General features: G+C 55.8%; 21 protein-coding genes and 2 tRNA genes. 5 read left to right on the top strand and 18 right to left on the bottom strand.

Annotated features, from left to right (window positions below; translation table 11 throughout):
- Positions 1 to 106 precede the first annotated feature (106 nt).
- From G583_RS0112955 to G583_RS0112945, 3 genes are read left to right on the top strand one after another with little or no spacing between them, the layout of a single operon-like run.
- Positions 107 to 1414 (top strand): nucleotide sugar dehydrogenase, encoded by a 1308-nt coding sequence (locus tag G583_RS0112955; protein ID WP_022871604.1) that lies wholly within the window; start codon positions 107 to 109, stop codon positions 1412 to 1414.
- A gap of 12 nt (positions 1415 to 1426) precedes the next feature.
- A complete protein-coding gene (locus G583_RS0112950; RefSeq protein WP_022871603.1) occupies positions 1427 to 2467 on the top strand; it encodes a hypothetical protein in 1041 nt (346 codons plus the stop codon).
- Positions 2468 to 2473: 6 nt separating this feature from the next.
- A complete protein-coding gene (locus G583_RS0112945) occupies positions 2474 to 4573 on the top strand; it encodes a hypothetical protein (protein ID WP_022871602.1) in 2100 nt (699 codons plus the stop codon).
- A gap of 8 nt (positions 4574 to 4581) precedes the next feature.
- On the opposite strand, the gene coaD is transcribed toward G583_RS0112945, so the two are convergent.
- From coaD to G583_RS16045, 4 genes are all read right to left on the bottom strand, one after another.
- Positions 4582 to 5052: a pantetheine-phosphate adenylyltransferase gene (coaD, locus tag G583_RS0112940; RefSeq protein ID WP_022871601.1), complete on the bottom strand. Its 471-nt coding sequence runs from the start codon at positions 5050 to 5052 to the stop codon at positions 4582 to 4584.
- Positions 5053 to 5116: 64 nt separating this feature from the next.
- Positions 5117 to 5686, bottom strand: a complete 570-nt coding sequence (locus tag G583_RS0112935) for an RsmD family RNA methyltransferase (protein ID WP_022871600.1) — start codon at positions 5684 to 5686, stop codon at positions 5117 to 5119.
- A 3-nt stretch (positions 5687 to 5689) separates the two neighbouring features.
- Positions 5690 to 7888 (bottom strand): ATP-dependent DNA helicase RecG, encoded by a 2199-nt coding sequence (locus G583_RS0112930; protein ID WP_022871599.1) that lies wholly within the window; start codon positions 7886 to 7888, stop codon positions 5690 to 5692.
- The gene (locus G583_RS16045) at positions 7888 to 8958 is read right to left on the bottom strand and encodes a DAK2 domain-containing protein (protein WP_022871598.1); all 1071 of its coding nucleotides are present in this window, start codon (positions 8956 to 8958) and stop codon (positions 7888 to 7890) included. Before G583_RS16045 ends, G583_RS0112930 begins: the two co-directional genes overlap by 1 nt.
- 170 nt (positions 8959 to 9128) lie before the next feature.
- On the opposite strand from G583_RS16045, the gene G583_RS16040 reads away from it, so the two are divergent.
- Complete coding sequence (locus G583_RS16040; RefSeq protein WP_022871597.1) at positions 9129 to 9674, top strand: DUF3515 family protein; 546 nt, start codon at positions 9129 to 9131, stop codon at positions 9672 to 9674.
- On the opposite strand, the gene G583_RS16035 is transcribed toward G583_RS16040, so the two are convergent.
- The 6 genes from G583_RS16035 to leuC all read right to left on the bottom strand — a co-directional run bounded on the left by G583_RS16035 (position 9675) and on the right by leuC (position 16104).
- Positions 9675 to 10820, bottom strand: coding sequence for a D-alanine--D-alanine ligase family protein (locus G583_RS16035; RefSeq protein WP_022871596.1), 1146 nt, complete (start codon positions 10818 to 10820; stop codon positions 9675 to 9677). It lies immediately after the preceding gene.
- Positions 10817 to 11851, bottom strand: a complete 1035-nt coding sequence (locus G583_RS0112910; protein ID WP_022871595.1) for an NAD(P)H-dependent glycerol-3-phosphate dehydrogenase — start codon at positions 11849 to 11851, stop codon at positions 10817 to 10819. The genes G583_RS16035 and G583_RS0112910 overlap by 4 nt, the downstream gene beginning before the upstream one ends.
- 9 nt (positions 11852 to 11860) lie before the next feature.
- Complete coding sequence (locus G583_RS0112905; RefSeq protein WP_022871594.1) at positions 11861 to 12568, bottom strand: lysophospholipid acyltransferase family protein; 708 nt, start codon at positions 12566 to 12568, stop codon at positions 11861 to 11863.
- Between the two features lie 18 nt (positions 12569 to 12586).
- On the bottom strand, positions 12587 to 13909 hold the full coding sequence (gene murA, locus G583_RS0112900) for a UDP-N-acetylglucosamine 1-carboxyvinyltransferase (RefSeq protein WP_022871593.1): 1323 nt from the start codon (positions 13907 to 13909) through the stop codon (positions 12587 to 12589).
- A gap of 100 nt (positions 13910 to 14009) precedes the next feature.
- The gene (gene leuD / locus G583_RS0112895) at positions 14010 to 14624 is read right to left on the bottom strand and encodes a 3-isopropylmalate dehydratase small subunit (RefSeq protein ID WP_022871592.1); all 615 of its coding nucleotides are present in this window, start codon (positions 14622 to 14624) and stop codon (positions 14010 to 14012) included.
- Between the two features lie 31 nt (positions 14625 to 14655).
- Positions 14656 to 16104 (bottom strand): 3-isopropylmalate dehydratase large subunit, encoded by a 1449-nt coding sequence (gene leuC, locus G583_RS0112890; RefSeq protein WP_022871591.1) that lies wholly within the window; start codon positions 16102 to 16104, stop codon positions 14656 to 14658.
- Positions 16105 to 16258: 154 nt separating this feature from the next.
- Here leuC and G583_RS0112885 point away from each other — a divergent pair, with 154 nt between their 5' ends.
- Positions 16259 to 16975: an IclR family transcriptional regulator gene (locus G583_RS0112885; RefSeq protein WP_022871590.1), complete on the top strand. Its 717-nt coding sequence runs from the start codon at positions 16259 to 16261 to the stop codon at positions 16973 to 16975.
- Here G583_RS0112885 and G583_RS16030 read toward each other — a convergent pair.
- The 8 genes from G583_RS16030 to G583_RS0112840 form a co-directional block, all read right to left on the bottom strand.
- Complete coding sequence (locus tag G583_RS16030) at positions 16972 to 17961, bottom strand: thiamine-phosphate kinase (RefSeq protein ID WP_022871589.1); 990 nt, start codon at positions 17959 to 17961, stop codon at positions 16972 to 16974. The two genes, G583_RS0112885 and G583_RS16030, sit on opposite strands and share 4 nt — an antisense overlap.
- A gap of 426 nt (positions 17962 to 18387) precedes the next feature.
- Positions 18388 to 19014, bottom strand: coding sequence for a RelA/SpoT domain-containing protein (locus G583_RS16470; RefSeq protein ID WP_169558796.1), 627 nt, complete (start codon positions 19012 to 19014; stop codon positions 18388 to 18390).
- Between the two features lie 263 nt (positions 19015 to 19277).
- Positions 19278 to 19350 (bottom strand) — tRNA-Glu (locus G583_RS0112865).
- A gap of 49 nt (positions 19351 to 19399) precedes the next feature.
- Positions 19400 to 19471 (bottom strand) — tRNA-Gln (locus G583_RS0112860).
- A 40-nt stretch (positions 19472 to 19511) separates the two neighbouring features.
- The gene (locus tag G583_RS16020; protein WP_084677396.1) at positions 19512 to 20231 is read right to left on the bottom strand and encodes an HAD family hydrolase; all 720 of its coding nucleotides are present in this window, start codon (positions 20229 to 20231) and stop codon (positions 19512 to 19514) included.
- Complete coding sequence (gene gltX / locus G583_RS0112850; protein WP_022871585.1) at positions 20225 to 21736, bottom strand: glutamate--tRNA ligase; 1512 nt, start codon at positions 21734 to 21736, stop codon at positions 20225 to 20227. Before gltX ends, G583_RS16020 begins: the two co-directional genes overlap by 7 nt.
- A gap of 61 nt (positions 21737 to 21797) precedes the next feature.
- Positions 21798 to 22571, bottom strand: a complete 774-nt coding sequence (locus G583_RS0112845; RefSeq protein ID WP_022871584.1) for a fumarylacetoacetate hydrolase family protein — start codon at positions 22569 to 22571, stop codon at positions 21798 to 21800.
- A 26-nt stretch (positions 22572 to 22597) separates the two neighbouring features.
- Positions 22598 to 23725, bottom strand: a complete 1128-nt coding sequence (locus G583_RS0112840; protein ID WP_022871583.1) for a branched-chain amino acid aminotransferase — start codon at positions 23723 to 23725, stop codon at positions 22598 to 22600.
- Positions 23726 to 23779: the final 54 nt, after the last annotated feature.

Genomic DNA, 23779 nt, shown 5'->3' with positions numbered 1-23779 from the left:
CACGTGCCACACCACAAGCCACGGCTATCTATGACCCCTATGCTAAGTTCCGTCCGCCGGGGATAGATAAACAATACTGTCCCCCGATGATACGAAAGGGCCGATTTTGACGAACGTTTCAGTGATTGGGCTAGGCAAAATTGGCCTTCCCCTAGCGGTGCAGTTTGCTTCGAAGGGTCATCAAGTTACAGGCGTCGATATCAACCAAAACACTGTCGACACAATCAACGAGGGCAAAGAGCCTTTCCCTGGAGAAGCGTATCTTCAGGAAAAACTCCAACATGTCATCAACGATGGAAAGCTTTCGGCCACCACTTCATACCAAAAGGCTATTCCCAATTCCGAAGTAGTCGTTATCGTAGTTCCACTCTTCGTTGACACTGAAGGTGTGCCGGACTTCGCGTGGATGGACACTGCTACACAAGAATTGGCGAGACACCTCACCAAACAAACGCTCGTCTCCTATGAAACGACGCTGCCGGTGGGAACCACACGTACACGCTGGAAACCCATGATTGAGCAAACCTCTGGGCTTGTCGAAGGCGAAGATTTTCATCTTGTCTTTTCCCCAGAACGTGTTCTAACCGGTAGGGTCTTCGAAGATTTACGTCGCTATCCGAAACTCATCGGTGCCCTGTCTCAAGTCGGAGCAAAGCAAGCACAGCAATTCTACGAAACCGCGTTGGATTTTGATGACCGGATCGATCTGGAGAGAGCCAATGGGGTTTGGGACTTAGGTTCTGCAGAAGCAGCTGAGATGGCAAAATTAGCAGAGACAACCTACCGAGACGTGAATATCGGTCTGGCGAATGAATTTGCGCGATTTGCAGGTGAGCACGGTATAGACATTTACAGCGTTATTGAGGCCTCGAACTCGCAACCATATAGTCACATCCATCGTCCTGGTATAGCGGTCGGTGGCCACTGCATCCCCGTCTATCCGCGTCTTTACCTCTGGAATGATCCGGAGGCTGAGATCGTCCGCACGGCCCGTGCGACCAACATGACGATGCCCAAGACCGCGGTGAATATATTAGATGCGGCTCATGGTTCGATTCGAAATCAGCATGTTGTAGTTCTTGGTGCTTCGTACCGAGGCGGAGTAAAAGAGACTGCGTTTTCTGGGGTATTCCCGACCGTTGAGGAATTGCGTACGCGAGGTGCCCTCGTGTCGGTTCATGATCCGCTCTATTCGGATCAAGAACTCGTTGCAATGGGCTTCGCTCCCTATCAACTCGGAGAAAATATCGATGCTGCTGTGATTCAGGCCGATCATGCTGAATATCGTTCGCTCACTCCCAAGGACCTACCAGGGATCAAGACGCTACTCGATGGCCGCAACATCACCGATTCGAAAACATGGAGCGGTGTAACACATCTGGTCATCGGCCGACCAGCTTCAGACTCAAGGTAAATGAGAAGATCGATGTCCAAGAAAACCTCCCAAAGCACAGCGTCGAAGGTTGTCAAAGGTTTATACCGGAGAGCTCCAGAGAGCGTACGCAACAGAATCAAACGGATTGTAGCCGAGTCGCTGCCACAACCAACGAGTCAACCTTCTGCCACCACGAAGACGAACGTTGCACACGACCTCGATCGCAATGCTCAGAAGATTGCCATGTCACCGGACGATATTGGAAGCACCTACAACTCGGACATGGTGTTGCCAATGTTAGCGCTCGAGCACGATCTACTGCACAAGCAATTGCGAAACGCTAGGCAAGAGACTCAGCGATTACGTAAACGCCTCAACGAGAACAATTCACGGAAGACTCAGAAAAATCAAGACCAGGACAGTTCAGCTGATAATACCCTTGTTGATAAATATCTCGAGGGACAACGGAATAGCACGCCTCGTCATCTCGTCCTCACGGGTCAGTATCCTTCGCATACGAAGAAGCGTCAGCATAACCACTTACATCAAAGAATTAAGAGTTATCTTGCAGCAGGCATTGCGGTCGATACGGTGGTTACTGGTTCTACCAACGATTCCAGCATCATAGAGCGTAATGGAGTGCGGCTGCTATTTGGGCAAGGTCGCGACATCGCGACTCTACTGGCACATGAACATTACACGTCGGTGAGTGTACATTTCTTGACTGCTGATATTTGGACGGCGCTGAAACCATTCCTACCCGTCCTGGAAGTTCACATATTCGTTCACGGACGTGAGACGTCCAGGTGGGTTCGCAACATTCCGACGTATAAAGACGGAAAGCAGCTAGAACAAGCCATCGAACGGTCGATCGAATCCCAGCATTTTTGGCAGGACGTCCTCTCGCATCCATCTCAACCGAAGACATTCATATTCAGATCCCCCTGGTGGCTTCGCGCGGCAGACGATGATTTGCGTACACCGTTCCCGTCAAACCGCGTACATATTCTCCCAGACCGGAAAACCTCAGATGTATCGAAGCAACGGGCGACCTTGGACCACGAGTTGTTCATACTCGGTCTCGGAGACTAATTGAGCATGGCTACCATTTTATTTATTACTGGAGATGTCGGTCCGGCAGAAGGTTCGATCTATAGCACTTTAGTATCGAGCGGGCATGTCGTGTTCACCTATCACACTTCTGGTCGCTGGATTCCTCAGGATGACAATGTGCCTCTGTGGATGGGCGGACAGCATACGCGCCGTTCACCGATGGCACGCAATTGGTTCGCCAAAACAAGCGCGGCAAAACAAATTGATCTTTGTATATCTTCTGGCTTGATGGCTTCGTCCTTTGCCGCACGAAATTTCGATGGTCGCGTCTATCCCCTGCTCTGGCGCGGCGCACTCGATGTTTCAAAGAGCCCCCAAAACGAAGCATTCGCGGATGTCCTGGGAACAACAGACCGCTTGATGCTCGAAGACCCCTGGGAAATGGACAAAGCACTTGAGAAGCACTCACCTCTCCCCCATCTTCGGATGAGATATCCCACCCCAGCGGACCGAAATTACCTGACGTCACCATCTGGCGATATCGCGATCATCTATCCGACGTCTGCAAAAAATGAAGCGCACCAATTACTTCGAGCTAGCAAGGATGGACTAGCGCAAAACGGTCGAATCGAGCTAGTCAATGTGACATCTCTATATACTTCCAGCGATCTCGTAGACGGCCGCGATCTCTATGATGCGCTAGCAGAAAGACTCGGTCGGTTTTCCTACGCAATCATCGTTGGTACCGGACCACATCATTCCACCATTTTGCATGCACTCCAGTATGACGCCGACCGTATCGTAGTCGATCAAACGATCGGGATGGCTGAGTTGAGCAGGGATCTAGATCTGCCCCATCGAGCACGGGGGTTGCAATGTGTCCAGAAAATGACAGAAGTTATTGAATCTCCGGAGAGACTTTCACTCAATAAGCAAGTATCGGCTCCATATCGAGACCAAGAAGATTTTCTAGAAGTCCTCGACGAACTTTGGAGTAGGAATTTAGAACCTTGGTTCGAAGAACTTCCGGCTACGACGTGCACGCAACCACTCAACATCTTTTTTTCATCGGGTCTGCTTCAGGACAGGGTGAATGGTGCGCGACACCAACGCGTCAGAAACATGTATGAAGCCTTTAGACCGAAGGATGCACTGGCTATTTATGGCTCATCTGACCATTCTCTCCAGAGAAGAGTTCGATTAGCGCAAGAACTGATCCGAAGTGGACGGGCCCCAGGCATATTTTATGGTGAAAATTCGACACGCCCCATGCCGATGCCCCGTGCCGATTTACTAGCAGAATTTCTTGATGGTTTTATCCACCAAGGTGGCAATGCTATGTGGTTCGTTCGTGATGTGCATTGGCTCGGTGCATTCGACGAAGATCCGTGGCCCGACCAACTTGCTCAGCAACTCCGAATAGATGGGTTGCATGAGCTACATCGCCTCGAAGAACAAGTCGACATTTTGGCAGCACCAAGCAATGCCGCTGGGCAGGGCTTTAACCAGCTCTTAGACTCCGTAGGAGAAAAACACCGAGACTGGTTTGCCCTCCCTCCAGGGGTACAACCACAGAACGTTTTCGATGATCATTGGATTTCAGCACGCAACGCAACTACCGTGCTTTATGCCGGTGGCATTTCAAGCATTTATAGCATGGACATATATCTGGCGGCTTTGCGCGATACAGACGACGATGTGCTAATCGATTTTGTCGTCAGGAAGCCAGAGGAACCTGAACTTCGGGATGCGCTAAACCGAATTGGATTGTTAGATTCTGATCGAGTAAGAATCCTCAATACAACGATGAATCTCTATAGACCGCGCACTTCGCAAACGCTGGGCGCAATTTTGATGGAGAGCGAGTATGCAAAGCACAGCTTTCCATACAAAACGATGACCATGATCGAACGCGGCTATCCGATCATTTGTTTCAAAGATATGGGGATTGCCAATTTCGTCGAATCAAATCAGCTCGGGAAGGCTGTGGAGCGGACTGAAGATGCTATTAGAACGGGGATTAATACCCTGATTCAAACAGGTGCCCCAGGGATTCCCCTGGTGCGTGCCAGAGAAACCTGGGATCACCGTGTGGGGCAGATCTTTGACATGCTGGCTGATACCGCTGAACCAGAACAGCAATAGCCCGAGTCCTAGCGCAGGCCGAATCGTTGTGCGACGGCGAACGGGATGAAATCGGTGATATCGCCTTTGAACCCAACAATTTCTTTGACGAGGGTTGAGGAAACATGCTGATAGCGAGAATCTGCCGGCAGGAAGACGGTTTCCACGCTGGAGAGGTGGCGATTGAAGGTCGCCATGGGCATTTCGTAGTTCAGATCAGTTGAGTTGCGAATGCCTTTGACCATGGCTTGGGCGCCGTGCTCACGTGCGAAGTCTGCAATCAGCCCCGTACCCAGCGGCATGACGATAACGCCTTGGATCGATTTGAGCGTTTCGGAAATCATATCCATGCGCTCTTGCAGGTCGAACCGATAGTTTTTCGCCGGATTATTTGATACCGCGACGATGACTTCGTCGAATAGTGAGGCGGCTCGAATGATGATTTCGATGTGGCCGTTGTGGACAGGGTCAAATGATCCGGGACATACTGCACGTTGCATAAATGTCAATGTATCGGATATTGAACCGAGCTTCTATGTTTAGGCAGCGTGGCTTGCTGAATCGTTAGTATCCGTTTCGTCGTACGAAGTAGACCATTGCTTCACCGTAGCGGCGTGCATCTACCACATAAACACCCTCGGGCCAGGCTGGCTCAGCAGATTTATAGGCGGTTTCCAGTACGAAGAGCCCGTCGTCCATCAGCACCTGAAATACCTGGCTGATCGTGGCTACCAACTCGTCTGCCTCAATGTCGTAGGGCGGATCGGCGATGACCACATCCCAGCTGGAGGGTTCAGTGGAGCCGAGAAAACGCTGCACGGGTAGCTGTTTGATGACCACGACGTCACGGCCCAACGCTTCATTGATGATCTGCGCGTTATGTTCGGCAATCTGTGCTGGTTTCCGTGCGGCTTCAACACCGATCACGCTGGCGGCACCGCGCGAGGCTGCTTCTACTGCCAGCCCCCCGGACCCGGTGTAGAGGTCGAGCACGGCGTTGTTCTCCAACCAGTCGCGCGACTCAAGCCAGGAAAAGATAGCTTCTTTTGCTCGCTCGGTAGTTGGGCGGGTGGAGGTACCGGGGACAGCTTTCAAAGGCAGTCCCCCGGCTTGGCCGGCGACGATTTTCGACATACGTTAGGTCTTTTCTAGATAGTCGGACGAATCTTCATGGTCAGTCTCCCAGGCTTTGACCGAGGTGACCAACTGTGGATAGGCACTCAGCTGGTCGTCTGTCGCAAGGGCTGCGTCTACCCAGGTGGCGGCCTGGCTAATCATCTCGGCGTGCTGGATGACCTTCAGTACTTTTAGTTGGCTTCCATACCCGTGCTGTGCAGCACCCAGGACATCACCTTCGCCTCGCTGTTCAACGTCGGCTTTAGCGATTTCAAATCCGTCCTCGGTCTCTTCGATTACGGCAAGCCGGTCCAGGGAGGGATGTCCGTCCGGTAGACGGGTGGCAAGGAAGCACCGCGCGGCTGCTTGGCCACGGCCTACGCGGCCGCGCAGCTGATGCAGGGTGGAGAGGCCAAAGTATTCGGGGTCCAGGATGGCCATGACGGTGGCGTTGGGGACGTCCACACCGACTTCGATGATGGTTGTGGCCACGATGATGTCGATCTCACCGGCCACGAACTGGCTCATCATCTCATCTTGGGTTTGTTGATCTTGGCGTCCGTGGAGGCTGGCGATCCGGGCATTGGAGAAGATTGGCATGCCGTCGAGGGTTTCGGTGATGTCCATGACGTTGGCTGCATGGGCATCCGATGATGGGTCGTCGGCGTCTTCGGCTCGTGAGGTATCGGTGGGATCAATCTTTGGGCACACTACGAAGGCTTGGTGTCCCGCTGCCAATTCTTCGGCGATGATTTCCCATACCCGGTTGATAATGCGTGGTCCGTGGGCAATCCGTGCCAGATGGGTGGTGACGGGTTGTCGCCCCGAGGGCAAACCGGTTAGCACGGTGACATCGAGGTCCCCGAAGACCGTCATAGCCACGGACCGTGGAATCGGTGTGGCAGTCATGACCAACATGTGCACCCCGGGGTTGGCCTGGCGCAGGGCTTCGCGTTGGTCTACACCGAAGCGGTGCTGCTCATCGATGACGACCAGGCCGAGGTCGGCGAAGTGGACGTTATCGGAGAAGATCGCGTGCGTGGCAATGATGATGCCGGCCTGTCCGGTGGTGATTTTCAGTAGGGCTTCTTGTTTTTGTCCCGTGGTCATCGACCCGGTGAGGAGCACAACCTCGGTGGCGGGTCCCTGCCACGATGTGAGTTGACCAGCGGTTGCCAGTTGGCCCAGGGTTTTGGTCAGCGAGCGATAGTGCTGCCCGGCCAGGACTTCGGTGGGTGCGACCAGAACGGCTTGTGCTGCCGCGTCCACGACCTGTGCCATGGCTCGAAGCGCCACGAGCGTTTTGCCCGAGCCCACTTCACCCTGTAGCAGTCGTGACATCGGCTGGGTGGCATCGAGCTCGGCGGCGATTTCGGTACCGGCCCGGTGTTGACCTGCGGTGAGTTCGAAGGGCAGTTGAGCATCCAGATGAGCCAGGACGCCGTCATCGGTTCGTGGATATGCGGTTGATGGTGTGGTGGTCCGGTTGCGTTGACGGCGCCGTGCCAGCAGCGTTTGCAGGATTAGGGCTTCTTGGGCGGCGAAACGTCGTCGGGCGGCATAGGCCTGGCTAACCTCTTGGGGCCGGTGGATATGTTCATAGGCCACCGATAGCGGTGGGAGGGACTGTGACAATGTGTCAAGGAATTCCTGGGGTACCGGATCGGAGATCGCAGACCAGTTGATGGCTTCGATTACCGTGTCGATGGCCGAGCGGATGGTCCAGGTGGGCAGTTTGGCTTTGGCCGGGTAGACGGGCATGGGGGCCAGATCGGCTTGGGTGTGGTCATATTCGTCGCCGAGTACCGTGAAGTCCGGGTTGGTGAGGGTCAGATCGCCCCGGTAGGTGGAGGTTTTGCCGTGGAACATGGCCAGGGTGCCGGGTGTGAGCTGTTTTTCTGCGGGCCACCCGTTGAAAAAAGCCATGGACAACATGCCGGGTAGTGCGGTGTCGGAGGCTTCATCTGAGACGGTGACGTCGATGAGGAATCCGCGGCGTGAGCGCATTTGGCGTTTGGTCGCCGAGATGACCCGGGCGATGACCGTGACTTGTTCGCCCAGGGGCAGCTGGGTGATGGGTGTCAGTTCGCCGCGTTCGATGTAGCGGCGTGGAAAATAGTTCAGCGCGTGGCCAGTGGTGGTCAGTCCGAGGTGTTTGGCGAGTTTCTCGGCGGTTTTTTCGCCGAGAATGGGCCCGAGTGGTTGGTTGAACGGATCCACTAGTTGTGTTCTTCTGTGATGGCTTCCGCGCTGGGGCTGCAGGCTGCTGCTTCGGAGTTGTTGATATGCAACGGTGTGATGGCCAGGTTTTCGGTGTCGCCCAGGGGCCTGATGAGTTTCATGGCATCGTCTGGTTCGGTGACGTGCACGTGGACGCGCCAGCGGATGGTGCCATTGTCGTCTTCAACGGTGTTGATCGGGCTCATGATGACCGAGTTGCCGACTTCGTTGAGTCCGATGCGCAGTGTGGCGGCGTCCAGCGGGGTGAGCTGGAGTGAGCACATGACCTCGTAGGCTTCGGCAACTTCCATGTCTTCGTGGACGTGGGGGTGTGCCACGTGGAAACCGTGGATCGATTCGAGAATTTCCGGGTCGATGGATTCACCGTAGATGGTGGCTCGCAGGGCATCAAAAACCAGCAGCAGGCCGGTTGCGCCGGCGTCAACCACTTGAGCGCGAGTGAGTTCGGCGAGTTGGTTCTCAGTTTCACCGACGGCCATCCAGGCGGTTTCCACGATGCGTGAGGACATCTCCCCTAAGGTTTTGCGCGAGTTTTGGGAGTCCTGCGGCAGGTCGGTGATGGAGGCACGGTAGTTGCTGGCAGTGGCGGCCACGGTATCCAGAATGGTCAACATGGTGCCTTCTTGAGGATCCGAAAGGGCCGCCCATGCTGCAGCACTGGCGCGTTGCAGCCCGCTGGACAGCAGCGGTGCAGTTAACCGTGGGGCTTCAGCCAGTGGTTCGGCTAAAGCGTTGAGCATGACGGCAATCAAGGTGCCGGAGTTTCCTTGTGCATGATCCAATGCGGCGCTGGCGGCAACGTTGAGGGCGGCACCCACGCTAGCGTCATCGTCAACGTTTTCGAGGGCGCGGGTTGCAGCAGCAACTGTGTGATACAGGTTAGACCCGGTGTCCCCGTCTGGAACAGGAAAAATATTGATGGCGTTGAGCCGGTCAGAGTTGTTCCCGAGTGCGGATTCGGCCAGCTTTAACCAGTTGAAGATAAGCTTGGCCGACCCGTGGTCCGTTGGAGCACCGGTACTTGAGGGTTCTTGCTTCACTTCAGTCATGTTGCATCATTTCATTCCGCCCGAAACGGGCCTTTATCACATGCCACCATAGTATCGCCTGTCGGCGGTGTCACGTTTGGCGCGCGCTGTGAGTGTGATGAGTTCGCGTTGTCGCCCGCCACGGGCGAACAGTGACAAGGGCTATTAGCCAAGTGTTTTAGGCTAGCAGTATGGCTAAAAGATCGCACGTTGTCCGTGGTGCTGCACTTGCTGTTGTCAGTGGGTTGACGCTCACCGCGTGTACCTCGTTGGTGGCAGATATCGAAGTGGCCCCGAACGCCACCGATCCGTTGTGTGCTCAGGCTATGGTGGCGATGCCCGAGGAGATTGCCGGGCATGAACGTCGTCGTACGGATTCTCAGTCAACTGCCGCCTGGGGTGAGCCCGCTGCGGCCGTCTTCCGCTGTGGTGTGCAGAATCCTGGGCCAACCACCGATGAGTGTGTCGGGGCCAATGGTGTGGACTGGGTTGTGCGTGAGGAAGGGACCAACTGGCGAATCACGACGTATGGTCGCGAGCCGGCGATGGAAGTGCTCTTTGATGGTGAGCGCGTGTCGTCATCATCCGTGATGGTGGATGTTGGCAATGCCGCGGCACGTATTCCGTCCGATGGCGGCTGTACGGATCCATCTGATACCGAGGTGGTGCCGGGTGAGGCCGACCTCGATGAGATTCCCGAGGGTGTTGCCCCGCAGGAGACAACGCCGAGCGAGTAGTTAGTGTTGCTGAGCCAGGCGCAGTAATGCGTCGATCAGTTCTGGGTATTCTACTCCGGTACGTTGCCACATTTGTGGGTACATGGAGATCGGCGTGAACCCGGGCATGGTGTTGATTTCATTGATGACGAGTTCGTCATCGTAGGTGTAGAAGAAATCCACGCGCGACAGACCGGCGGCGTCGACCGCTTCAAAAGCGCGTACCGCTTGGTCGCGTACCAGTTCGGTGACGTCTTCGGGCAGTTCTGCCGGGCACGAGAGTTCCGCGCTATCGGCTGACTGGTACTTGGATTCGAAATCGTAGAACTGGAATTCAACGTTGTCGTCACCGGTGACCACAATTTCGCCGGGATATGAGGCTTTGGCTCTGCTCCCATCGAGGCTATCCAGGACCCCGCATTCGATCTCACGGCCCAGAATGCCCTCTTCGATCACCACTTTGGTGTCGAATTCGCGGGCGTGTTCGATGGCTTCTTCCAATTGGGACAGCATGGAGATGCGTTTGATGCCCAGCGATGATCCGCCACGAGCGGGTTTCACAAACAGCGGCAGGTCCAGTTGGGCGACTTGTGCCAGCGCGTCGTCACGAGTGTTTTGCCAGTCGGCGTCGGTGATGGTCACCCATGGGCCCACTTTGAGTCCGGCGTACTGGAAGGCGATCTTCATGAAGTGTTTATCCATGCCCACCGCTGAGGCGAGGACACCGGCACCGACGTAGGGGATGCCCAGGGTCTCAAAGAGCCCCTGGACTGTACCGTCTTCGCCGTTGGGGCCGTGGAGCAGGGGGAAGGCGACGTCGATGGTGGCGATCACATTGCCGTCGACATCGATGAGCTGGTTGTCTGAGTTGACCTTGCGTAAGGCCACCGGCGTGGTGGTTTCGGGCACTTCCGGCAACGTGTCCGACAGGGCGGTGGTGGGGGTGCTTTCGGTGGGCTGCTGGTTGGTCAGTGTTGCCACCGACCACTCGGTGCCCTGGCGCTGGTGTGTTCCGGCCAGCACCCAGTCACCGTGCTGGTTTATCCCAACCGGGATGGGGGTGTATTGACCGGTATCGAGTGCGTTGAGCACACCGGCTGCGGTAACAATGGAAACTGGGTGTTCTGGCGATTGACCGCCAAACAACACGAGAACTGTTTTCGTCATAGTCGTGCCTCCGGTTTCAGATCGCGGCCAAGCAGCAGCGAAGCGATGTCATTGATTTCGATGGTGCCGGCAACGATGGCGTTCACGGCTTCGGCAATGGGCATTTCGATGTTGACCGAATGTGCCAGGGTGACCACGGCGGGCACAGATTTCACGCCTTCTGCGGTTTGGCGCATCTTGGCGATGACTTCTTCGGTCGTGTGGCCTTCACCGTAGAGTTTGCCCGCGGTTCGGTTGCGCGACAACGGTGAGGCACACGTGGCCACCAGGTCGCCGAGACCGGCGAGTCCAGCCAGGGTGTCAGGATTGGCACCCAGTGCGGTGGCCAACCGGGTGGTTTCGGTAAGCCCACGGGTAATGATCGAGGCTTTGGAGTTGTCGCCAAAGCCCTGACCATCGGTGAGGCCAACCGCCAAGGCGATAATGTTTTTGACAACTCCCCCGAGTTCTACTCCGGGTACGTCGGTGTTGCGGTAGGGCCGGAAGTAGTCCGATGCCGTCATGGCCGTCACCCACTCTGCGGTCGGCTCATGTTCGCACGCGACCACCGTGGCAGTGGGTTCTTCCCGGGCAATTTCTTTGGCCAGGTTTGGACCTGATACCACCACGAATTGCTCGGCCGGCAAGTTGAGCTCTTCGGCAAAGACTTTGGACATGGTGGCTTGTGTTGATTGTTCCAGGCCTTTGATCAGTGAGACGAGGATGGCTCGCTCATCGATCACGTCTGCCACCTGGTTCAGTGTCGTTCTGGCTTGCTGGGCGGGAACGGCAACGACGACGAGTTCTGCACCGCGTACGGCTTTTGCTGCATCGCTGGTGGCGGTGATGCAGTCGGGCAGCACGATGTCGTCGAGGTATTCGCTGTTGGTGTGGTTGGCGTTGATATCGTCAGCAACTTCTTGGCGACGTGCCCACAGTCGGATGGTGATGTCTTCTTCTCGGAAGGCTGCGGCGTCGGCTAAGACCTTTGCGAAGGTGGTCCCCCACGACCCTGCACCCAGTATGGCCACGGTAACTTGATCGGTGGTCATGGGGACTCCTTAACGGTGTTTAGCTGGATTAAATCGTATTTCTGGCGGGGTTCCCTCGCGCAGCGGTGCCATCAGGTTGGTAATTTCTGTCATCACCTGTTCGGTTGCATCAATCAGATCTCGCTGCCCCGGCTGTTCCATGGTGCGGAGCCACTCAAGATCTGACTCGGGCCCAACTCGGATTGCTGAGGTACGCCGTGGAAACATTTTCGGCACTTTGTCACCCTTGGGCAATGTTTCGTGCACACCCCACTGGCCAACCGGGATCACCGGTGCACCAGTCGTAAGCGCCAGGCGTATCATGCCGAGCCTACCAACCTGCGGCCACATATCCGGGTCTTTAGTGGTCGTGCCTTCCGGATAGATCACAATGACCCCGTCGCGGCCCAGCACGTCTTCGGCCATTTTCAGTGAGTCGATGCTGCGCCCCGCACGATCCACTGGGATCTGTTTCATGTTGGTGATCAGCTTGCCCACGGCGGGGAGCTCGAAGAGTTCTTTCTTCGCGAGAAAGTGCGGGAGGCGGCCCGTTGAATACACCATGTGGCCCATGTACAGCGGATCAAGATCAGAGATATGGTTTGGCACCAGGATCATGCCGGTATCGGGCAGGTTTTCTTGGCCCTGCCAGTCGCGGCGCATCATCAACATGTTCAGGGGCCTGACCAGTGATGCCGCGCCAAAGTACATGGCGCGCAGGCCTAATGGATAGGACACAGTGAAGGGACTCCGGTGTTAGTTTTCGGTGACTTCAATATCGGCGCCGAGTCCTTCGAGTTTTTCGAAGAACTTCTCATAACCGCGATTGATGACTTCGATGCCGGTGGCTTTCGACGTACCTTCGGCGGCCAGGGCGGCTAGCACGTGCGAGAACCCACCGCGAAGGTCAGGAATGTTGAAGTCAGTGCCCTTCAAGTCGGTTGGACCGGAGATCACCGCGGAGTGTAAGAAGTTGCGCTGCCCGAAGCGGCATGGCACCGAACCCAAGCATTCACGATGCAGCTGGATGGAAGCGCCCATGCGGATCAGCGCGTCGGTAAAGCCAAAGCGATTTTCGTACACGGTTTCGTGCACGATCGAGACGCCGCTGGCTTGGCTCAGTGCAACGGCCAGGGGCTGTTGCCAGTCGGTCATGAAGCCGGGGTGCACATCGGTTTCCAGCACCAGCGGATTCAGGTCCTGTCCGCCGCGCCAGAAGCGAATGCCCTCGTCATCGACTTCGAACTCGCCGCCGATTTTCCGGTAGACATTCAAGAAGGCCGTAAGATCCCGCTGAGTTGCACCCTCAACGAAAATATCCCCATCGGTTACCAGTGCGGCGCTGGCCCATGAAGCGGTTTCATTGCGGTCGTTTAGAGCTACGTGGTTGTAGCCGCTGAGCTCCGGCACGCCTTCAATGCGGATGGTGCGGTCGGTTTGCACCGTGATAATCGCACCCATTTTTTGTAGCACGTGGATGAGATCGTGGATCTCTGGCTCCACGGCAGCACCTTTGAGTTCGGTGATGCCATCTGCTTTCACCGCGGTAAGCAGTACCTGTTCGGTTGCGCCCACGGAAGGGTATGGCAATTCCAGCTTGGCACCGGTGAGTCGGTGTGGTGCGCGAATGTAGGTGCCGGTTGGCTCTTTCGAGACCTCGGCACCGAACTGGCGCAGGACGTCCAAGTGGTAATCGATAGGTCGGTCGCCAATTTTGCAGCCACCCAGGTCCGGGATAAAGGCCCCGCCGACGGCGTGCATGAGGGGTCCGCAAAACAGAATCGGGATCCGTGAGTCCCCAGCGAAAGCATCAATCTCAGCATTATTTGCTGTTTTGACGCCGGAGGGGTCCATGTAGATTTCACCGGCTTCTGTGTCGTGTTCGACGACAACGCCGTGGAGGCGCAATAGGCCGGTGACAATCTCAACGTCCCGGATTTCCGGAACGTTGCGGATCACTGACGGCTTGGAGCCCAGTAGGGCAGCTACCATCGCCTTAGGGACCAGATTCTTAGCACCTCGAACGGGTACCGATCCTTTGAGGGGTTTTCCCCCGTGAATGGTCAACACTTTAGCCATTGATGTTTCTACCCTCCATACCCCGTCGTGACGAGGCTTCTCACACACCGGTCTGATGCGCTCTGAAAATTGGCAACGTGCCTATTATAGGCGACGAAACCTATACTTCTGAGAGCTTAGCCGGGAGCGTGGTGGGTTTGATCGCTGGACGGGTTGTTTCAAACTCATCAATGGCATCAGCGCTACGAAGGGTGAGGCCAATGTCGTCCAGGCCTTCCATGAGCCGCCAGCGCGTGTAGTCATCGATCTGGAACCGGGTGGAAATCGAACCGCATTCGATCAGACGATTCTCCAGGTCAACGGTGACTTCAGCTCCTGGATTATTTTCCAGCTCTTTCCAGATGAGTTCGACATCTGACTGCTCAACCTGGGCGGCAACTAGACCCTGTTTCCCAGCGTTGGAGCGGAAAATGTCACCGAAACGCGCAGAGATGACGGCCTTGAAACCGTAGTCGCGTAAGGCCCAGACGGCGTGTTCACGTGATGAGCCGGTCCCAAAGTCCGGTCCGGTCACCAATACGGTGCCGTTGGAGTAGGGTTCCTGGTTCAGGATGAAGTCTTCGTCAGTGCGCCACCGTGAAAACAGGGCATCTTCGAAACCGGTTTTGGTGATGCGCTTCAAGAAGTGGGCCGGGATGATCTGGTCGGTATCGACGTTTGATTCGCGCAGGGGAACGCCCACACCGGTGTGCGTTACGACTTTTTCTAATGACATAGCTTTGCCTCTTTCGTATCGTGGGCGCGGGTTAGTTCGGGGCGACGATGTAGTCGGTCATGCCAAGATCTGAGGGTGAGGACAAGGTGCCTCGCACCGCCGTGGCTGCGGCAACAACCGGTGAGACCAGGTGAGTTCGTGCGCCCTTACCCTGGCGGCCTTCGAAGTTTCGGTTCGAGGTCGATGCTGCACGCTCCCCTGGTGCCAACTGGTCGGGGTTCATCCCCAGACACATTGAGCAACCCGCGAAGCGCCAATCGGCTCCGAAATCCTTGAAGATCGTATCCAGACCTTCTTCTTCGGCCTGTAGGCGAACCTGCATTGAACCCGGTACGACCATCATGCGAACGTCTTCGGCTTTTTCGCGCCCCTGGATGACGGCTGCGGCCATGCGCAGGTCTTCAATACGCGCGTTGGTGCACGATCCCAGGAATACGGTGTCGACCGGAATGTCTTTCATCGGCGTACCAGCTTCAAGCGCCATATACTCGAGAGCACGTTCTGCGGCATCCTTTTCGGCTGGATCATCGAAGGATTCTGGCATCGGAATCGAGTCTGACAAAAAGACGCCCTGGCCAGGGTTGGTCCCCCAGGTTACGAACGGCTCCAGTGCATCGGCATCAATCGTAATTTCGGCGTCGAAGCTTGCACCGTCATCGGTACGCAAGGATTTCCAGTATTCAACGGCGTCGTCCCAGTCTTGGCCTTCTGGAGCGTGCGGCCGGCCCTTGAGGTATTCAAACGTCGTCTCATCAGGAGCAATCATGCCGGCACGTGCGCCAGCTTCAATTGACATGTTGCAGATGGTCATGCGTGCTTCCATCGACAGCGCTTCGATTGCTTCGCCACGATATTCCAGCACATACCCCTGGCCGCCACCGGTACCAATCTTGGCGATTACAGCCAAGATGATATCTTTCGACGAAACGCCTGGTTTCAGTGCACCGTCAACGTTGATGGCCATGGTTTTAAACGGCGTCATCGGCAGTGTCTGCGTGGCGAGGACGTGTTCGACTTCAGATGTACCAATACCAAAAGCCAGCGCGCCAAAAGCACCGTGGGTAGACGTGTGAGAGTCACCGCAGACAACCGTTGTACCGGGCTGAGTGAGCCCCAGCTGTGGACCAACGACGTGCACGATGCCCTGTTCCGCATCGCCCAGCGAGTGCAGGCGGATGCCAAATTCCTCGGCATTGTCACGCAGGGCATCAACCTGCTTGCGCGAGGTTGGCTCGGCAATCATTTCGTTGATGTTCATGGTTGGCACGTTGTGGTCTTCAACGCCAATGGTCAGATCGGGTCGGCGCACCGGACGGCCAGCCAGGCGGAGGCCTTCAAATGCCTGCGGGGAGGTCACTTCGTGCACCATGTGTAGGTCGATGTAGAGCAAGTCTGGTGTCTGGACGTCACCTTGCTGCTCGCCTTTAACAACAATGTGGTCGGCCCACACTTTTTCAGCCAAAGTTCGTGGCGTACTCATCGAGTTGTTCCTACTTTCTTTCCGATCAAAATACTCGTGCTCATAATCTCGCACTTGAGAGAAAAATTTGCCAAGCAGTAGTCTAGTATGTCTCAATAGGTGAGACGAGAATATCACATCATGAACTATTCGGTGGATTCGAGAGGCGGATTTCATGGAGAATCCCTCCGGTGTTGGAGTCATCGATCGCTCCATCAAAATTCTGGAGCGCCTTGAAGAAGGCCCTGCCACGCTGTTGCAATTAGTCGAAGCCACAGGCATTGCCCGTCCAACGGTGCATCGCCTCGCAGCGGCGCTCATGCACCACCGGGTGGTAGCGCGTGATGGTGCGTCGCGCTACATCTTAGGAAAACGGCTCAACGAGCTGGCCACTGCAGCGGGCACGGATCGTCTGACCGCGCTTGCTGAGCCTGTCCTGAATTGGCTGCGCGAAACCACCGGCGAATCAGCGCAGATCTATCGGGCCTATGGACAGACCCGTGTTTGCGTCGCATCGGTGGAACGCCCCGTTGGACTGCGAGATTCGATTCCGGTGGGCTCGGAGTTTTCCATGAAGGCCGGTTCTGCCGCTCAAGTGTTGCTGGCCTGGCAGGACCATTTATCGGTGGCTGGTGGTTTGCAAGAGGCCGCATTTTCTAGCGCTACCCTAGCATCGGTTCGTCGACGTGGCTGGGCGCAGTCTGTCGGTGAACGCGAAGCCGGTGTGGCATCAGTTTCTGCACCGGTTCGCAATGGTCAGGGGCCGGTTATCGCAGCGATTTCAATATCTGGACCAGTGGAACGCCTGACCCGCAATCCCGGTCGGTATCATGGATCAACCGTGGTAACCGCGGCGTCACGTCTCAGCCAAATTTTACAACACGACGGCTAGAAGTGGTCCCAACCAGTTACTGTTGGGCGGGCCTGCGGCTCTTGAGTGAGTTGCCCGATGATTTCCCAACCGGACGGGACCGGTAGATCTGGGTTCAACACGGCCAGTAGCCCATAGTCCTCTCCCCCGGTCAGCACCCAATCGCGGGGATCAACACCATATTTTTGCGCTATTGCAGCCAACGGTTTAGCACGCTGTTTCATCCAGCCTTGGTCGATGGCCGCATTGAGACCATTAGCGTCGGCTAATCGATCAGCATCGGTGAGGATACTGTCGGAGACATCCATCATGGCTGAGACCGTACCAGTGACGGCGGGCCCTTCAACAAGCCACGGTCTTGGCCGCAGAAAGAGGCGTAAGGCAGCGAGCTCGGCCCTCGTGAGATCGTTTTTGTTGCCCTGGCTTGCCACCGTGAGACCGGCTCCGGAATATCCAACATTCCCGGTGTGGATCAGATGAAAGCCATCCACATTTTCGGCGGCCTTCCGCAGTGTGGGGGTTCCAACGCTGTTGCCCGTCGTCGTCAACGCAACCCCGAGTTGCTCAGCTCGGGAGAGGTCTCCGCCGGAAATAATCGTTTGCTCGGCGCCCAGCCAGTAGAGCGCAGCTGCGATCCCCTGGCCAAATTTCGTCACCCAGTGCGCGGGGGTGTCTTGGGGCATCGACAGTGAGATGCTGATCGCGGAAGTAACGGCCCCCATGGCATTCATATCTGAGACGTTTTGGGCGACCAATTTCCAGCCTGTCGAAAACCCGTTATCAATGATGCCCGAGGGCCAGGTTCGCAGAAAATGATGCCCCTCATTCATCGCATCTGTGGAGATGACGAAGTTACCCCGAGGCGCCGGAATGATCGCAGCATCGTCGCCCGGGCCAAGGACGCCCTCTCCTGTCGCGTATACAGCAAAGCTGGCATTGAGTAGCTCGAGGATGCCAGCTTCACCGAGCTGGCCGACAGACATGTTTTGCGTGTGGGTTGAGGGCATGCGTTCTAGAATACTAGAACTCTTGTCACCAGCGACCTCAGACAACTCACGCGATCCAAGCCAACAATCGCGGTCATAAATGTGGACCGCGACAAAAGTCTCGCGGTGACTAATACTGCGTCGTATGTGTGCTCAAAACATCACGAAGAGACTTTAGGAGACTACGAGATTTAGGGCTCGATCCATCAAGGTTTTGGACCTACCTGCAAAGTAATTCGAATGGGTTACTTTTACGGTTTCGATCGAATCTGAACCAACCAGTACGATGTCAATTGCTTGATTATGAGAGAATTCATGTTCAAGACGTGAATACTCTTCAGTCGCTTTTACTAGATCATTACCGAAATCCAGCTGTTGAAGTAAGACATCTTCAACATGATCAAAAACTAGGAGAAAATGCCGTATTGCAGCCATGGTCATCCTCCTCTAGAAAGGCAGCTTCTGCTGCCCGTATGTCACAGGCTTTTGCCTCGCAATGAAGTCGTTTACCTCGATTAGTAATTCATTGTACCTCGTAGATAATTCTGGGCCTACGGGTGTGTCAATTTCTTCATGCCAATATATCTCGGCGACGATCTTGAGAAATTCAAACATAGGACCCTCACCATCTTGTTTAAAGTTTATCCCAAGCTCAGTCGAAAACCCTTCGACTGTATCGGCCCAAGCGTGCATGGAAGTCGTACGTATCTGCAACTCAATCGGCAATCCTGCTGATGACTCGATGATCAAATGGTGAGCGCGATATCCAGAATCTCTCGGGGATTCAACGTAATCTCTATGTTTCAGGAGTCTTTCACTGCTTCGGTTAACAACGGTATCTACTAATCGATCCATCGCACTAATATCTTTGACTACTGCTCGACAGCCACCAATATCGTGCATTTCCAGCAGATTCAGCGATTGTTCACGTTGTGCAAGCTTATCGATGATGGTTGGAGTTTTCTTCAGCCTCTGCGTAACGCGGGCATCAACATCAGCTTGTTTAGCGTGCCGTCTCAAAGCACTATTGATGGCGGCTGTCGGGCGACTAAATTGAGCTCTATATGCCGTCATTGTTATTAGCGCTTGTCGATATGCATGCTCCGAAAGACTACCCCGCAAATATCCTCGAATGCGAGATCCAACCTTTTTAATCTGGCTATTCGAAGGCATCTCCACTGGCCAGCCCCTTAAGACACTCTGCTGCGACCCAATATCAAGACCACATTGCCAAGTCTGATGGCTAAGAGCAAGGACAAACTTTCCCCGCATGCCACGGTAGTGTGGAAAACAAAAAATCGGCACACACTTTATCGAGTGTGTGCCGATTATATATGTGACCCCAGCGGGATTCGAACCCGCGCTACCGCCGTGAGAGGGCGGCGTACTAGGCCTCTATACGATGGGGCCGCGCTACCATTACTGGAAGCGGGTTGAAATTCCCTTGTGAGGAATATCGCTGGGGTACCAGGACTCGAACCTAGAACGACGGTACCAGAAACCGCTGTGTTGCCGATTACACCATACCCCATGGGCTTGCTGCGCTGAACGCAACGAGAGATAACTTTACCCTAATTTATGGTGTTGTCAAAACGGAGGGAAGGAATGTGCAGAACATCACTCAATGATCCAACTTTATATACGCGGTCGGGGTTCTGCAATGTATTTTGACGGTCAACGAGCAGTGAGATAAGCCCCGCGTCACGTGCACCCAGTCCATCGTTAATCACGTCATCCCCGATCATCAAGGTGTTTTCAACGCTAGATCCCAGCTGACGTGCCCCTTCGAGGAACATCGATGAATCTGGTTTTGGCTTGCCTGTGATATCGGTACCGATGACCACCTCAAATGCCAGTCCGGTCTGTTCTAATTTCAGCCGCTGATAGTGCGTCACGTTATTCGTTGCCGCACCATAGGCAATGCCACGCTCGTCTAAGGCCGCAAGGAATGGCGCAACGTCGTCGAAGCGCACCCAGTGCTGGGACACCACTTCTTCGTAGCCTGCGATCCAGAGTTCTTCAGCGGGTGCGCCTTGCAGCTGCAGAATGCGCATGGCATCGCTCACTCTGGAGAGCCGCTGTTGGGCAAACGACATTTTGCCGTTGATGTAGGCGTTGTAGAAGTTTTTCGGGTCATGTACGAAGGCTTCTACTGCCACATCGAAGGCAGGATGCGATGACACCTGCTCACCAAACTGGGTGGTCAGCTGCTTGCGGAAGGCAACCTGCTGCGCCCCGGCAAGGTTGACCAGGGTGTCATCGATATCGAAGAGTACTGCTTGGACTAGGATTGGTCGGTCTTAAACTGAGCAATACGTTCCAGGGCCGTCTCGGGGCCCATGATCACCAGGGATTCAAACAGCGGTGGCGATACTTTCCGGCCGGAAACAGCTGTGCGAACCGGGCCGAAGGCATGGCGTGGTTTCAATTCCAGCTCATCGATTAGTGCGGTACGCAGCGCGGACTCGATGGATTCCAGTTCCCAGGTTTCCAGATCCGACAGGACGTTCTCTGCCGCAGTGAGGACCTCTACGAGGTTTTGTGGCATGCCTTTCATCGCAGCTTGCTCTACCTCAACGGTCTCGGTGAACAGGAAGGCCAGCATATCTGCGGCCTCTCCGAGCAGGTGCACACGCTCTTGAACCAGTGGTGCAGCCTGGGTGAGAATTTCGTTTTCCCGGTCGGTCAGCTCATCCCCGACTAGGTCGCGGTCTTGCAGATACGGGATCAACCGGTTGCGGAAATCTTCGGCTTCGAGACGACGAATGTGGGTGCCGTTGATTGCAATGGCTTTCTTCTCATCAAAACGTGCCGGGTTGGCCAGCACGTTATGGATATCGAAGTTCTCCACGAACTCTTCTGGGGTGAAGATATCTTCGTCTGCTGACAATGACCAGCCCAGCAGTGCCAGGTAGTTCAACAGGCCTTCGCGGATGAAGCCATTATCGCGGTGGTTGAAGAGGCTGGATTGTGGGTCGCGTTTGGAGAGTTTCTTATTGCCATCGCCCATGACATAAGGCAGGTGGCCAAAGGTCGGCTGGAAATCTGCGATCCCGACGGCGTACAGCGCGCGATACAGGGCGATTTGCCGCGGGGTGGACGACAGTAAGTCTTCGCCGCGTAGGACGTGGGTAATGCCCATCAGTGCATCGTCGAGAGGATTGACGAGCGTGTACAGCGGTGAGCCATCGGCGCGAACGACGACGAAGTCGGCTACCGATCCTGCGCTGAAGTTGATGACGCCGCGAACGGTGTCGGTGAATGAGAGGTCGTGGTCTGGCATGCGCAGCCGCCAGACGGGTTTACGACCTTCGGCCTCGAATTCGGCGATCTGTTCTTCGGTCAGGTGCCGATCGTAGCCGTCATAGCCGAGTTTTTGATCGCGGCCGGCGGCCTTGTGCCGGGCTTCGGTTTCTTCGGCGGTTGTATAAGACGGGTAAATGAATCCGCCGTCTTTGAGTTTTTGGATGGCCTCTTGATAGATCTCACCGCGCTGTGATTGGCGGTAGGGCTCGTGTGGGCCGGAGACTTCGACGCCTTCGTCCCAGTCGATGCCCATCCACTCCATGGCGTCAAGGAGCTGGTGGTAGGACTCTTCGGAGTCTCGTTTGGCGTCGGTATCTTCGACGCGGAAGATCATTTTTCCGCCGGTGTGGCGGGCCCAACCCCAGTTGAATAGGGCGGTGCGGATCAGTCCAACGTGCGGGGTGCCGGTTGGGGAGGGTGCAAAGCGCACACGGACCTCGGCGTCGGTGGGGACTGCAGGAATATCGTCAGGATTACGAAGCTGGCTCATGGTGTCCAAGTCTAGCCCGATACGCCGAGGTCCGGTGTGCGCGTGACCGTGTTTCTAGCGGTTAGCCAACGGTTGGGCGGCGCACGGTGGTGGACAGTGTGCCAATGCCTTCAATCTCACATTCCACGATCTGTCCGTTGTCGACTTCGCCGACCCCTGCGGGCGTTCCGGTGAGAATGACGTCGCCGGGTAGCAGTGTGAACGCCTCGGAGATGTAGGAGACCAGCGTGCGGACATCGAAGATCATGTCTTCGGTGTTGCCGTCTTGGCGCAGGTCGCCATCGACCCACGAGCGGATCTGCAGGTTGTCTGGGTCCAGTTCGGTTTCAATCCACGGGCCCAGCGGGCACGAGCCATCAAAGCCTTTTGCACGGGCCCACTGATCCTCGGCACGCTGGGTATCTCGAGCCGTGAGATCATTGCCCACGGTGTATCCGAAGATCACTTCGTCCACGCGATCGATGGGAACGTCTTTAGCGATGCGCCCGATCACCACAGCAAGTTCAGCCTCGTAGGAGACTTCTTCGGTCCAGTCCGGCAGCATGACCGGTTCATCGGGCCCAACAACGGCGGTATTGGGTTTGAAGAACAGCAGCGGTGTGGTGGGAACTTCGTTGCCGAGTTCTTGTGCGTGAGCTTCCCAGTTGCGGCCAACACCGATGACTTTTGAGCGTGGCAGGACCGGGGTTACCAGGCGCACGTCGTCGAGTTTCAGCGTTTCGGTGGTTGGCACTATACCGGCATACAGCGGATCATTGGCCAGGACCGTGATGTTTTCATCCTGGACTACTCCGTAGTGAAACTCATCGCGGTAGACAAAACGTGCAATGCGCACGGTGATCCCCTTCCTTTGGAACGGTTTTAGGCTAGACGGTGCATCCAGCCGTAGGTATCTTCTTCTGCGCCGGTTTGGATGCCAACCAGACGGTTGCGCAGAGCCGTGGAGACCGGGAAGTCCTGCGATGGGGTCTCGTAGACTTCGTCGCCGTCGGCTACCCGGCCGATCGGGGTCAGCACGGCGGCGGTGCCACACGCAAAGACCTCGGAGATTTCTCCGGATGCCACCCCGTCTTTCCATTCATCGAAGGTGATGTGACGTTCTTGGACGTCGAGGCCGAATTCTTCGCCCAACTGCATCAAGGAATTGCGGGTAATGCCGTCCAGGATGGTGCCGGTGAGTTTCGGGGTGATGATTTTGTTGTCTTTGGTAACGAAAAAGACGTTCATCCCGCCGAGCTCTTCCAGTGAGTCCTCGGGACTGCGATCTAAGAAGATGACCTGGTCGTGTCCGCGCGAGGCGCCTTGGAGTTGACCGGCCAGTGAGGCTGCGTAGTTGCCGCCGAATTTTGCGGAACCCGTACCACCTTCACCTGCTCGGGCGAAGTCACGCGAAACCCAAATGCTAACGGGTTTGAGCTCTCCCCCAAAGTAGTTGCCCGCCGGGGAGGCGATGATGTGGAAGCTGAATTCACGTGCCGGGCGGACGCCCAGGAAGACCTCAGTGGCGATCATGAAGGGTCGCAGGTAAAGGGACTGGCCCTCACCGTTGGGTACCCAAGCACGATCCTGCGCCATCAGCTGTTCTAGCGCTTTGACGAAAACCTCTTCTGACAGCTGTGGCATCGCCATGCGATGGGCGGAACGGTTCATGCGGGCGGCATTGGCGTAGGGGCGAAAGGTCCAGATGGAGCCGTCGTCGTGGCGGTAGGCTTTCAGGCCCTCAAAGATTTCCTGGGCGTAGTGCAGCACAGCACTAGCAGGATCCATGGAGAGTGGTCCGTAGGGTTCCACCCGTGCATTGGACCAGTCACCGGCCATATTCAGGTAGTCGCCGGCCTCGAAAGCCGCTTTCTGGGCATCCAGATCGGCGGTCCAATCGACGGTGACCATGTGATCACTAAAGTACTGACCGAAGCCCGGGGCGGCGAGAATTTCGTCGCGTCGGGCATCGGATGCCGGAGCCGGATTGGGTTCTAACCTAAATTCCATGATTGACCTTCCTGAGCCCTTGAATGGGCCAAAACGTGCTGCCTGTGCCGCTGC

The sequence above is a fragment of the Yaniella halotolerans DSM 15476 genome, assembly GCF_000420805.1.
Taxonomy (GTDB): domain Bacteria; phylum Actinomycetota; class Actinomycetes; order Actinomycetales; family Micrococcaceae; genus Yaniella; species Yaniella halotolerans.
Note: the sequence above shows the minus strand (reverse complement) of the source record. Positions and strands in the feature narration are given on the sequence as shown.

What these genes read in the sequence shown, in the direction of transcription:
- G583_RS0112950 (WP_022871603.1), top strand. Translation starts at nt 1,427, where the DNA reads ATGTCCAAGAAAACCTCCCAAAGCACAGCGTCGAAGGTTGTCAAAGGT.
- G583_RS0112945 (WP_022871602.1), top strand. Translation starts at nt 2,474, where the DNA reads ATGGCTACCATTTTATTTATTACTGGAGATGTCGGTCCGGCAGAAGGT.
- coaD (WP_022871601.1), bottom strand. Translation starts at nt 5,052, where the DNA reads ATGCAACGTGCAGTATGTCCCGGATCATTTGACCCTGTCCACAACGGC.
- G583_RS0112935 (WP_022871600.1), bottom strand. Translation starts at nt 5,686, where the DNA reads ATGTCGAAAATCGTCGCCGGCCAAGCCGGGGGACTGCCTTTGAAAGCT.
- G583_RS16045 (WP_022871598.1), bottom strand. Translation starts at nt 8,958, where the DNA reads ATGACTGAAGTGAAGCAAGAACCCTCAAGTACCGGTGCTCCAACGGAC.
- G583_RS16040 (WP_022871597.1), top strand. Translation starts at nt 9,129, where the DNA reads ATGGCTAAAAGATCGCACGTTGTCCGTGGTGCTGCACTTGCTGTTGTC.
- G583_RS16035 (WP_022871596.1), bottom strand. Translation starts at nt 10,820, where the DNA reads ATGACGAAAACAGTTCTCGTGTTGTTTGGCGGTCAATCGCCAGAACAC.
- G583_RS0112910 (WP_022871595.1), bottom strand. Translation starts at nt 11,851, where the DNA reads ATGACCACCGATCAAGTTACCGTGGCCATACTGGGTGCAGGGTCGTGG.
- murA (WP_022871593.1), bottom strand. Translation starts at nt 13,909, where the DNA reads ATGGCTAAAGTGTTGACCATTCACGGGGGAAAACCCCTCAAAGGATCG.
- leuD (WP_022871592.1), bottom strand. Translation starts at nt 14,624, where the DNA reads ATGTCATTAGAAAAAGTCGTAACGCACACCGGTGTGGGCGTTCCCCTG.
- leuC (WP_022871591.1), bottom strand. Translation starts at nt 16,104, where the DNA reads ATGAGTACGCCACGAACTTTGGCTGAAAAAGTGTGGGCCGACCACATT.
- G583_RS0112885 (WP_022871590.1), top strand. Translation starts at nt 16,259, where the DNA reads ATGGAGAATCCCTCCGGTGTTGGAGTCATCGATCGCTCCATCAAAATT.
- G583_RS16030 (WP_022871589.1), bottom strand. Translation starts at nt 17,961, where the DNA reads ATGCCCTCAACCCACACGCAAAACATGTCTGTCGGCCAGCTCGGTGAA.
- G583_RS16470 (WP_169558796.1), bottom strand. Translation starts at nt 19,014, where the DNA reads ATGACGGCATATAGAGCTCAATTTAGTCGCCCGACAGCCGCCATCAAT.
- gltX (WP_022871585.1), bottom strand. Translation starts at nt 21,736, where the DNA reads ATGAGCCAGCTTCGTAATCCTGACGATATTCCTGCAGTCCCCACCGAC.
- G583_RS0112840 (WP_022871583.1), bottom strand. Translation starts at nt 23,725, where the DNA reads ATGGAATTTAGGTTAGAACCCAATCCGGCTCCGGCATCCGATGCCCGA.